The sequence below is a fragment of the Oleiphilus sp. HI0117 genome, assembly GCF_001635235.1.
Window position 1 is genome coordinate 1 of the sequence record NZ_LWGA01000197.1, and the last position, 11,227, is coordinate 11,227.

At 41.1% G+C, this 11,227-nt stretch carries 12 protein-coding genes and 1 pseudogene; 5 read left to right on the plus strand and 8 right to left on the minus strand.

The annotated features are described in order from the left end of the window. The 7 genes and pseudogenes from A3757_RS02495 to A3757_RS02525 all read right to left on the minus strand — a co-directional run. Positions 1 to 223: pseudogene (locus tag A3757_RS02495) on the minus strand (monovalent cation/H+ antiporter subunit D family protein); the annotation flags it as partial. After that, positions 220 to 1,737 (minus strand): monovalent cation/H+ antiporter subunit D family protein, encoded by a 1,518-nt coding sequence (locus A3757_RS02500; RefSeq protein ID WP_068508492.1) that lies wholly within the window; start codon positions 1,735 to 1,737, stop codon positions 220 to 222. The gene A3757_RS02500 and the pseudogene A3757_RS02495, both read right to left, overlap by 4 nt. After that, on the minus strand, positions 1,737 to 2,093 hold the full coding sequence (locus tag A3757_RS02505) for a cation:proton antiporter subunit C (RefSeq protein WP_082865136.1): 357 nt from the start codon (positions 2,091 to 2,093) through the stop codon (positions 1,737 to 1,739). Before A3757_RS02505 ends, A3757_RS02500 begins: the two co-directional genes overlap by 1 nt. Next, positions 2,090 to 3,070, minus strand: a complete 981-nt coding sequence (locus tag A3757_RS02510; protein ID WP_082865135.1) for a DUF4040 domain-containing protein — start codon at positions 3,068 to 3,070, stop codon at positions 2,090 to 2,092. The genes A3757_RS02505 and A3757_RS02510 overlap by 4 nt, the downstream gene beginning before the upstream one ends. After that, positions 3,070 to 3,399: a monovalent cation/H(+) antiporter subunit G gene (gene mnhG / locus A3757_RS02515; protein ID WP_068510913.1), complete on the minus strand. Its 330-nt coding sequence runs from the start codon at positions 3,397 to 3,399 to the stop codon at positions 3,070 to 3,072. The genes A3757_RS02510 and mnhG overlap by 1 nt, the downstream gene beginning before the upstream one ends. 23 nt (positions 3,400 to 3,422) lie before the next feature. Beyond that, positions 3,423 to 3,689, minus strand: coding sequence for a monovalent cation/H+ antiporter complex subunit F (locus A3757_RS02520; RefSeq protein ID WP_231872273.1), 267 nt, complete (start codon positions 3,687 to 3,689; stop codon positions 3,423 to 3,425). Continuing rightward, complete coding sequence (locus A3757_RS02525; protein WP_068509907.1) at positions 3,686 to 4,162, minus strand: Na+/H+ antiporter subunit E; 477 nt, start codon at positions 4,160 to 4,162, stop codon at positions 3,686 to 3,688. Before A3757_RS02525 ends, A3757_RS02520 begins: the two co-directional genes overlap by 4 nt. 366 nt (positions 4,163 to 4,528) lie before the next feature. Here A3757_RS02525 and A3757_RS02530 point away from each other — a divergent pair, with 366 nt between their 5' ends. From A3757_RS02530 to A3757_RS02545, 4 genes are all read left to right on the plus strand, one after another. Beyond that, positions 4,529 to 4,807 (plus strand): LysR family transcriptional regulator, encoded by a 279-nt coding sequence (locus A3757_RS02530; RefSeq protein ID WP_068567256.1) that lies wholly within the window; start codon positions 4,529 to 4,531, stop codon positions 4,805 to 4,807. A 249-nt stretch (positions 4,808 to 5,056) separates the two neighbouring features. Next, a complete protein-coding gene (locus A3757_RS02535; protein WP_068510259.1) occupies positions 5,057 to 5,659 on the plus strand; it encodes a LysE family translocator in 603 nt (200 codons plus the stop codon). A 276-nt stretch (positions 5,660 to 5,935) separates the two neighbouring features. Continuing rightward, positions 5,936 to 7,024 (plus strand): FAD-dependent monooxygenase, encoded by a 1,089-nt coding sequence (locus A3757_RS02540; protein ID WP_068511187.1) that lies wholly within the window; start codon positions 5,936 to 5,938, stop codon positions 7,022 to 7,024. A gap of 674 nt (positions 7,025 to 7,698) precedes the next feature. Next, positions 7,699 to 8,589: a hypothetical protein gene (locus A3757_RS02545; protein ID WP_068553648.1), complete on the plus strand. Its 891-nt coding sequence runs from the start codon at positions 7,699 to 7,701 to the stop codon at positions 8,587 to 8,589. Between the two features lie 26 nt (positions 8,590 to 8,615). Here A3757_RS02545 and A3757_RS02550 read toward each other — a convergent pair whose 3' ends face one another. Next, positions 8,616 to 9,956 (minus strand): site-specific DNA-methyltransferase, encoded by a 1,341-nt coding sequence (locus A3757_RS02550; protein ID WP_068553649.1) that lies wholly within the window; start codon positions 9,954 to 9,956, stop codon positions 8,616 to 8,618. Positions 9,957 to 10,395: 439 nt separating this feature from the next. Between A3757_RS02550 and A3757_RS02560 the strand changes: the two genes are divergently transcribed. Further along, positions 10,396 to 10,992: a hypothetical protein gene (locus tag A3757_RS02560; RefSeq protein ID WP_068553651.1), complete on the plus strand. Its 597-nt coding sequence runs from the start codon at positions 10,396 to 10,398 to the stop codon at positions 10,990 to 10,992. Positions 10,993 to 11,227: the final 235 nt, after the last annotated feature.

Genomic DNA, 11,227 nt, shown 5'->3' on the forward strand with positions numbered 1-11,227 from the left:
CTGGAAATAAGTCGATAACATCAAGCTTAAGGGCAACACCCTGAAAGGTATAGTCGGTAATTGCTAATACGATAGAGAATAAGATAGCTGCTGTACTTAATGTGACAGCCTCTCTGATGTTTGGGTTCTTACCTGTTGCGATAACGATTAACGCACCAATAAAAGGTACAAGAATCGAGAGGGTGATCAGCTGTGATGGCTCAATACCTTGCCAGAGGTTCATGGAGAAACCTCCTGAGCATTAATACTTAAGGTTGTATTCTGGAATAACCATTGAGATGCGCTATTTGCAGCGTCGGTAGTCAAGCTTGTATCGATACCAAAATAAATGTTTGCCAATACAAGTGCCCACATCGGAGCCAGCATTAGCCAGGGAACTTCTTTAATATTATTAGGGTTTTGTGATTCTGGTAGTTTTTGGAAATACGCAGCCTCTAATACCCGGCCAATATAGATTACCGCTAACAATGAGCCAGCAAGTACAAGTGCAGCAAGTACCCAATGATTTTGTTCTAGCGCTGCTGTCACCAGATACCATTTACTTACAAAACCAACGGTGAGCGGTACGCCGATTATACTCAGGCCAGCAATTGTGAATGCCGCCATGGTTAAAGGCATGTGTTTGCCCAAACCTCTGAACGCTTTTATATCAACAGAGCCTACGCGATAAAAGACGGCACCGACGGCCATAAACAAAGCTCCTTTCATGAGTGCATGGTTAAATATGTGGATAAGTCCCGCCATCAAACCTGTTACGCTGACTAAGCTCAGTCCGAGAATCATATAACCAATTTGCGCAACACTACTATAAGCAAGGACTGTTTTAACGTTGCTCTGCACGGTTGCCATGTAAGAGCACTTGAAAATTGCGACGACAGCCAAGACCATCAAAATTAGATCCATGCCCATATCGGTGAAAACATGGTCAGCCCCGAATATTGTAAAGATGAAACGAATCATCACATACACTGCAACTTTAGTCGCTGTGCTGGCCAAAAACGCGGTAACAGCTGAGGGCGCATGGGTATAAGCGGGAGGAAGCCACATATGTAATGGGAATAAAGCAAGCTTGATGCTGACGCCGACCATAATAAATGCGAGCCCGGTATTGATCGTGCGGCTGCTGTCATATACGTCGATACGGCCTGCAAGGTCTAGCATGTTAAGGGTGCCTGTCTTCATATAAAGCATGCCAACGCCTATCAGGATAAACGTTGCACCGATCGTTCCCATCACTAGATAGCGAAAAGCAGCAGTTAAGCAGCGTCGATCCGAAGCCAGGCTAACAAGGGTATAGGTTGCAAGCGAGGAAATCTCAAGAAACACGAAGAGATTAAAGGCATCACCAGTAACTAGTATGCCAGAAAGGCCGGCAAGACATAGTAGGTGTGCAGTGTAGAATAGTGAGTGTTTTGATGGGTCGATTTCTTTTTCAATACTGTCCTTTGAGTAAATTAGAACAAGTGTTGAAAGCGCTGATACGGCTAACAGAATAAACGCGTTAGCGGCATCGATACGTAATTCTATCCCCCAGGGTGGTGGCCAGCCACCGACAGCATAGCTAAGTGCGCCATCAGATAGAGCTGCAACTAATAGCTGCCACGAGACCAGGCAGGCCCAAGCGCTTATTAGCGTGGCAAAACACCAAGATAGTATTGAACGGCCCAAAACGAGTGTGATAGGTGCTGCTATCAGGGGCAAAATTATAGGAAGCACAGCCAGGTGTTGGTCAAGCATTAGATGGCATCATCCTTGTTTTCAAATTCGTTCTCTTCAACTGTGCCGTAAGCCCGTTTGATCCGAACAATTAGTGAAAGCCCCACAGCCGTTGTCGCAACGCCGACAACAATTGCTGTGAGAATCAAAACATGAGGGAGGGGGTTAGAGTATTGAGAAACCCCTTCGACGACAATTGGTGCGGTGCCGCCAGTGACTTTACCCATAGAAATGTAAAGCATAAAAACTGAGGTCTGAAAGACGTTTAAACCAACGACCTTTTTGACCAGGTTATTTGCGGATATAACGATATAGAAACCGGTCATCATCAAAAATACGACGATCCAGTAATTGTAGTAATCGAGAATAAAGTTCACTGGATGTTAGACCTCTCAGCCTGGCTATCGAAGGCATAGAAAATACTAAGCATAACGGCAAACACTGTAATACCAACACCAAGTTCAATGATAATTATACCGTAGTGTTGGCCAGCGATTGGGTCTGCTGCGATTTTGTTGTAATCAAGGAATTGGCCGCCCTTAAGCATGCTGTACAAGCCAACGCTGGCGTAAAGCAGTACGCCAAAAGAGGCCATTAATTGCAAAAACTTTGGGCTTACTACTTCAAATGAGCTTGGTGTCCCAAAGACTAAAGCGTACAAAATGAAAGCCGCAGCAGCGATGACACCGGCCTGAAAACCGCCCCCAGGGCCGAAATCACCATGAAATTGAACATACAGTGCAAACAGTATAACCAAGGGAATAATTAGCTTGGCAACAACGTGCAGTACGTGGTGCGCTTTTAAACCAGATTCTGGCGCATCACTTTCTTCGCGGCGCCTTACGCCAAGTAATGCTAAGACACCAATTGCTGCTGAAAATACAACAACCGTTTCTCCTAAAGTATCGAAGCCACGATAGCTTGCAAGTACTGATGTCACCATGTTCGGTAATCCGACTTCTTTAGGTGACTCTTCTATATAGCGTGGAGCGACATGTTCGTGTACTGGGTTGTCAGGGTGCCCAAAGGGAGGCATGTCGAGCGTGCCGTAGATCAAGGCAGCGCCGGTTACGCAGACTACAACCAAAGGGAGGATTGAAGAGTGGGCACTTTGCTTTTCCTTTCTACCAGTTAATGCCAGTGTGCCAAGCATGAGTACTGTAGATATGCCCGCACCAACCGATGCCTCGGTGAACGCGACATCAACTGCGTCAAGGTTTACGAATATCAATGCTGACAGAAAACTATATATTCCGAAGAGCATGACGACAGCAAATAAATCTTTCAAAAATATAATGCGTAAAGCAGTGAGCGCCAACATAGCAAGCAGTACCAAGTCGATCAGTTCGGCCATTAGTGCGTTTGCTCCTGTTGTTCTTTCTTGGTTTCAGCAATTGTAAGTAAGCCGCCATGACGGGCTGACTTAGCAAGAGCATGAGAAGCGGTAGGACTGGTAAGCATCAAAAACACCAGTATGAATAAAAGTTTTGCGGTATTTAAATCGAAAGACGTCTGCAAGAGGAGACCGCCTATGATCAGAATGGCTGCAATAGAGTCCGTGACACTCGCTGCGTGAACGCGAGTGAAGAAATCCGGGAATTTAAAAAGTCCAACGGCACCACTTAAGCCGAAGAAAACGCCTGCTATTAGCAGGAGGCTACTAACAATATCTAAGACAAACATGTCCAACCATTATTATTTAAGTTTTATTCAATTGGCGCTGTGTATTCGAAAAAGCGAAGTACCGCAACCATCCCTGTAAAGTTGATTAATGCGTACACAATGGCAATGTCCAGGAAGTCTGGGCGTCCCATCATATAACCGGCGGCCGCAATAAAAAGAACAGTCTTGGTGCCAAACATGTTTACTCCTAGAATACGGTCGTAAACGGTTGGCGCATCGAATGCTCTGGCCAAAGCGATAGCCATAACAACCAAAATAGCGATACAAACAGCAGCGTATATTCCTGTCACTTGTTATTACCCCATATCCCGGCGATTTTATTTTCCATAGCACCTTGTTCGAGTTCTTCTAACGAGGACTTTTGCAGTGCGTGAACAGTCAGTTCACCATCCTCCAAATCTACGCTTAAGGTGCCAGGTGTGAGTGTTATGGAATTTGCGTATAAAACATGATTGCTCGGAGGTATTTCTTTTATATCTATTTTCGCCAAGCTTGGCGAAACCTTATTTGACGAAGTCCAGATCAGTTTTGTAACGTGGGCGCTAGAGCCAATGATCTGCCCAATTAGCCATGGAATGTATCGAATTAATCGTAAACCTGTCCCAATCTCTTGTGGCTCTTCATCTACTTCATCCATACGTTTTAAGACAAAAAGTACGATGATGACAGAAACGGCTCCGAAACTAAGTAATAGTGGTTGGATGTAGCCAGAAAGTAACAACCAGAACGCTGAAAGTAGTACTGCCCATTTAAATATATGCATTTAATGAATACCGGCTTTATTGTTAATTCGAATCATAGCTAGCTGGGGAACGTTGATTTGTAACATTTTTTATATGGTATTTTCAATCATTATAAGAGGTCAATGGTGGTAACACTCTAACCAGAGCTAAATTTCTTGTGAAAGCGCAACAATTTATCTCTATTTGAAGCTAGTCGTATAGTTTCAACTTGTCAACGTAATGCTTGAAAAAAACGCTCATAAACCATTGCTTTTACGCTGGGTATTGAAGTTCAAGCTCGCGTAATATGCACTGCGGATACTGATAGCTCAATAGAAGTACTACAATTATATTGATAGTATTAATCTATCATAGAAAAGTACACTGATAGAGGATTTGCGCTTGTAATGGCTCATGAAACCCCGACACTAAGACAGTTGGAATACTTTGTCTGCCTTGCAGAGTCTGCAATATTTCGTGGTGCGGCAGATATCATCAATATTAGTCAGCCAAGCGTTAGAGATATTGATCAGCTAAATTTATCAAGAATGCACGTTTTAGCATGGCGCCAGAATTGTCCTAATCGGGGCTTTTATCGCCAACTGGCAAAAGAAATACGCACACTGGCTAAAACCAACCTTTGTGATGCCAAGCTTAGCTTCGTATTAGATACTGATAATGGCTAGGCAAAAAAGCTCGTTGACTCAAATCTATAATCAACCAATATGAATTAAGTATGACCTTGAGTTACTATTTGGGTAGTTATTACAATGAACAAAGTATCCATACGAATACAGGTTTTATAACTCTTGGACAGTATGAACAATAAGCAGGTTAAGTATGCAACTACTTATATGCAGGGAAGCCTTCGTTCCAAATAAAACCACCCTGTTTCTTCGCCATTATTAGTAGGGTTGTAACCTACTGGGTATATCATGTATTTCGCATTAGCAGCATTAACTTTTGGCTTAGTGGCAGGGCTGAAACCGGGGCCTTTAGGTGTGTTTGTGATTCATCAAACCATGTCAAAAGGTAATTACAATGGGTTTATGGCTAGCCTTGCACCTATTGTAACCGATGGGCCAATTATACTTCTGGCATTGCTGTTAACGTTGCAGCTTAATGATATAGGCTTGTTTATCTCTGCGATTTCTGTCTTTGGCTCTATGTACCTAGCTCTTATTGCATACAAAATACTTAAAACTCCAAACAACATCGACCCTAGTGTCGGGGGTAGCAAAAGCTCAAGCTTAGCTACGGCAGTAAAAATTAACTTCCTAAATCCAGCACCGTATATATTTTGGCTAACTATTGGCAGTAGCTATATTTTCATGGGCTCTAATATAGAGGCTGTTGTATTTATTGTTTGTACATTATTTAGTCTGTGTATTACGAAATTTTCTGTGGCTCTCTTTATTAAAGCCTTAGGAGAGCGGTTCAACCCGAGAGTTTACGCTGTCGTGCTTAAGTCGCTTTCTGTACCGTTGCTAATATTTAGTGGCCAGTTACTGTTTTCTGGTATCTCAATATGGCTGTAAATGGCATTGGCTATATCAATGACAGGCACGGCTACAAGTTTGTCGCCGCGCCTTTAAACTAGTGTTTGCTTTGTGCGATTTGCGTAATAAAGAATTTGATGGCTCACCAAATCATCGTCAAGTTTACTTAGCTTGGCTTAATACCTAAAACGGTTAAAGAAACAAATTGTAGAATTCAGGTGTAAAGCTAAGTCTTTAATGTTTATAATGTAAAGATTAACAAAGATTAAACATGCTCGGTAGTAGTACCGGTTGGCATAAAAGGAATATGAGAATATGAGAATTATTATCATTGGCGGTGGGCCGGCCGGGCTCTATTTTGCGAGTGCCATGAAAAAATTCAATCCTGGCTTTGACATCACCGTTTATGAGGCTAAAAATGAATCAATCAACTCATTTGGTTTAGGCTACACGCTACAGGGGCTGACCAAAGATTTGTTAGCGCATTTGGATGAGGATTATTTCACATCACTCTTTGCGAATAACACTCCGCCGAGACTCTCACAAGCCACCGTAAAAACCAATAACGACTGCCAAACCTTTAAGTTTTCTGATGGACACTGCGTTTCCCGTTTTGAATTGATGCGCTATTTCAGAAATAAAGCTACGTCACTCGGAATAACTATCGAAGAGAAAAAAGTGCTTCCATCTGAGCTAAGTCAGCTACAAGATTCCTGCGACTTATTGGTTGGAGCAGATGGCGTAAACAGCATTGTACGAAAAGAATATGCGGCTAAATTTGTCACACAGCAGCATGAAGCAAAAATAAAGTTTACTTGGTTTTATAACGACTCACCAAAACCTCAAACAAATGTCAGGTTTTACGTCATTAAAACATCTACCGGCTTCATTCAGTTGTCCTCCTACCCCCTAACGGACACCAGGCAGGCTGTTATCATTGAAATGACCGAAAAGTGCTTTCAATCGAGTCGCTTTCTCCAGCAAAGCCCAGCCGAAGCTATCCCCCATCTTAATAAGATATTCACCAGCGAAGAAGACAAAATTGACTTGGTTTCTACCAATTTGCCCTGGTTTTCTTTCAAGATGAATACCGTTAAACACCTTTTCCATGAAAATATGGTTCTAATTGGCGATGCGGCTTTTTCTTTCCACTATAGCGCGGGCGTTGGTTTGCAAACAGCATTTAACATGGCTAACGCATTAACAACATGCTTTCAGAGGTGTAATGACATCGACACCATTCTCAATCATTACTCAGAAATGACACCAATCGCATTGCGCGCCCCAATTGATAAATCTTTGAATGATATTAATTGGTTAGAAAATATAGACGAACATTTGCTAAACACCCCAGAACATCGGCTGATCGAACATTATTTAGAAAAAAACAAGTACACTAAATAATTGAAAATCCATTCAAACCAAAAGAGATTAAACCTTTGGAAAAAACCAGATTTAGCTACTGGTATCTGGCTTGTTATTTTGAAGGGGCCAAAGTGACTGACGCTAAGTTAAGGCTTAGTCCAAATTTTTAGTTATACCCACCTAGGTTAAATAATTTGGACATCCTACTAAAGCACTAAAACCTGGTGGGCCGCTGTGGTTAATATTGAGTGGGGAGGGTATGCGAATCTTTCCAAAAGGTGGGAAGAGTTTGTTTGATAAATTGTAGTCATGGATAAGGTGGACATTACTTTAGTAGTTAAAGCTGATGTTCCCTAGCATCGAGAATTCGCTTTCGTTCAGCTAGATTTAGTACCTTTTGACTTAAAAAGCGACCGCCTGTCGTATATCCTGAGAACTTACAAGAACGAATCAAAAACTGTATATAAAACAAGTGGCTAAGAAACTGGTGTAAAATCACGATATACGACATAGTGTCGCATTTCTTAATAGTTTTTGAATCTCGGACTTCTGCGGAATCCAGTCATGGTGTATGATTCGAGTAATATCAGAACGATTTTAAAAAAAGGATATACGACAGGTGGATATACGACCTTATGTCGTAGATTCAAATGTTAGGCATACATGTATTCAAATCAATATCGGAAAGGAGAGTGGCGTAAGCCCTAAGTTATATGGCAGTAAATTTATCATTTTTATCTGAGATTGATGATCCAGAATCAGTTGTCACGGCGATCCCATCAAGCCCTACTTTTCCAGAATTTGTTGAAGGTCGATTTAATAGATATGGCGTGTTTGTAGACTTATTCCAATCCTTAATTATGGAATCGTCCTCATCTGCTGAATTGCTGGATGCGATCCGCAATCCAAAAGTTTATAAGGCTGATGTAAGAATGCCTCTTCTTAAGCTTTTTAGAAGGTGCGTTAGTACTGTCATAGATACCGAAAAATCCAAAAAACTAATGAATCCAACCTCAATGTTCGTTGATAATTACGGGCATACTTTTAAAGATATCAACCTTCTTAAAAGGCAGTTTTCTAATATGCCCGAGAAGGATAAATACGCTCTGACTTCACTAATTGGTGAGTATGATGACCGAGGCAAGCAAGGTTACATCTTAACAGACTTATTCTTTACTTGGTTTGAAGATAGGTTTTCAGAAAATCTTACTATTGAAGGGCCAAGAGGAGCAGGAAAAGATATTCAATTGCAAAGTATATTTGAAGACTTTGATAGTGATTACCCCTGTGATTTTGTCATCAGAGACTTTGATAGTAGCGAGGTTCTAGCGGTCGGATTTGCACGTTATGATAGCACTAGAGGAGGCTCACAGTCTGATGACCGAACAGGTGGAAATAATGATAAAGTAATGAAAGCCGATGAATTTACAAAATCATCTAACACTAATTTTAAATTGTTATTTTTATCAGATGGCCCCGGTTTGACGCATCGAGATACTTGGGAAGAAGCCTGTATTCTTGATGGCAAGCTAAGTGATAGAGTGCGAGTGTCTACTTTAAAGTTAGCAGATGATAGAATAACTGAGCAATGGCTAAGAAATTAAATGTGCAGCTTACGCTGCACATTTAATTATATTTTTGCTAGTAATTTAACTTCTTTATGGTGTTTTTCTAAGACATCGGAATCAACATAGAAATTAAACTCTGTCCTGAAGTTTTCTGGTAGCGGGGCTTGATCAGAACTAAACATATCATTTGTTCGATCAGCCTCCTTTCCATTTACGTAATCTCCCATTTCCTCCAACCCATGCCGCAACCTCTTCAAGGTTGCCTCAGCAGCAGTGAAGGATTGATCAATTCCGATCCATTTTCTACCTAACTCATTCGCTGCATGAATGGTAGTACCAGACCCATTAAACGGATCGAGAACAATGTCACCCTCATTGCTAGATGCGTTAATAACCATCTTAAGCATGTCTAGGTTTTTTTCTGTTGGGTACCCTGTAATTTTGATGCTTTGATGGTGAGCGTCTCGATATTGATCCCAATAATCTGTAAGTGGACGTTGCTTGTTTTGTGGCAAATACACTTTCCGCCTAGGGTTTCCATTTTTCGACCAGTGAATTTCGCCGTTAGCATCTAAAGCGTCCAATTTTGCAGGGGTTAGTTGCCAATGCTTCCCTTTTGGAGGATTCATTCCTTTCCAAGGTTTTCCCGTTTCCCCATTTCTCACGCCTGGTGCGTGTATTGGTACCAGCTTATACCGTCCTTTTTCATCCTTTTTTGTATATTCTTTATTAATCCACTCTTCTGTTGCTGGCACACTTGGTTGATTCCATATATAAGTGTCAGTTTTAGAGTAAAACAATATGTAATCATTCAAATTAGGGTATTGGTTTTTTGTATAATTTTTGGAGCTGCATTTCTTTCTAACAATCATGTTTCTGAAGTTGTTTTCGCCAAATACTTCATCCATAACCAACTTTAAATGAAAAAGCATTTGATGACCTATGTGCACATAGATAGAACCGTCATCTGTAAGTAACTCACGCATTAATATTAGACGCCTTCTCATGAATTCAATCCATGAGGCTGTACCAAAAACGTCTTTATAAGCGTGCTTCAGTGCTCTTGACTGAAAGTCTTTTCCAGTACCATATGGAGGGTCTAAATAAATCAAGGAAACCTTACCGCTATGGCATTCGAGCAGCTTTTTAAGACCATAAAAATTATCTGCAAGTAAAAAGGCATTTACGTCTATATCTTCTATGGGCGAAACTTTGCCTTTACCATCAATAGAGGAATACTCATGATCTACATCACTAAATATTTCATCTTTGGAAAGCTTATTTGGATAATTTAACTCAAAACCATCTTTATTTGAGGGTAATGGAAAAGGCTCGCTCTTAGCAGAGTCCGCAAGAAGTGCATCTTCCCCCAACTTTTCGCCTTTCACTATGCCTGTAGCCATGCCGTGCCTCGAAAACTTATACTTTTATCTACCATAGCACAGCTCCTTACAATACACAACTTGTGTAAGTTGTGTATTTTGCATAATTTACTTAACAGTGCTAACCTTCTGAAAAAAACGAGACACTCTTGTGAGCCAAGCAAAATTCAAAAGATTTAATTTTAGCCTTACTGAACCTGTCAGTAAGGATATCGACGAGATCAGTTTACTCCCCCGAGACTTTAAGTGCAGCAGAAGTGATGTTTTGAAGGCTGCCATATTATCTTTTAAAAAACTATCGAAAGCAGAGCAAATTGAAATATTAAGAAAGGTTTGTGTTGATAGTGAAAATGCCTAACAAGGCGCTGCTGTCGGACAAGTTTTCCGCTGCGCTCCAAATTTGCCGCAGAGCGCGGCGTTAAATTTTTTACAAAAAACAGAGACGAGGAGGTCTCAAAAAATGACGAAAACAATAGTAGCTTTATCGGTTCTCACGCTCGCTGGGTGTGCATCATTTACACCTACAAAGGAGCGTTTTGAAGGCTATAAAATATATGATATTAAAGCAGAGGTGTCATCTTCAATAACGATGAAACTGTCCAATAGTCTCAAGGAAGCAATGCAAGAAAACGCTGATAATGTAAAGTTTGAAAACAACTTACCACCTGCAACTCTACCAGATGATGTTGGTCGTTTTGAGCTAGTAAATCCATTTGAAAATGCAAAAGGTTTTGCTGCTTTAGCAGGTGCATCAATGAGAGTGCCAACTTGCAAAGATGCAGTTATTCAAGCAACTTCAAATGACAATTTTGCCGGCGCAGAAAACACCACTTTCTTTACATGCTTAATGCCTTACAAAGAAGGTTACAAAATGAATGTGTATTATGCATTTACTAAGGTATCTGGGGGTTTTTCTACTGAAGCTCTTGGTAGAGCTTTAGCTCAATCAGTTGTTGGCGATAGTAGCCAATTTATTCCAAGAACTGTCTCTGCTCTAGAAACAGCAATTACATCAAATGGAGTTGCACTCAATTTAATTGATAGTTATCCAAACTAAATTTAACAAGTGCATCTTGCAAGGACTTGGGTAAACTGTCACCTTTTGTGCAAAAATACGCACAAAAGCCGCCACTTTACCCAAGCCGCAAATGCAGGCGTTGGTATGACTCCCCACGTCAAGAGGCCCGCACAAAATCCTGCCGGAACCTCGGCCAGAGCCTTTCTTTTTAATTAACATTCTTCCCGTTAGGGAAGCGTCAACGCATCAGATGAAGCAAGTAATTTCGACGGTG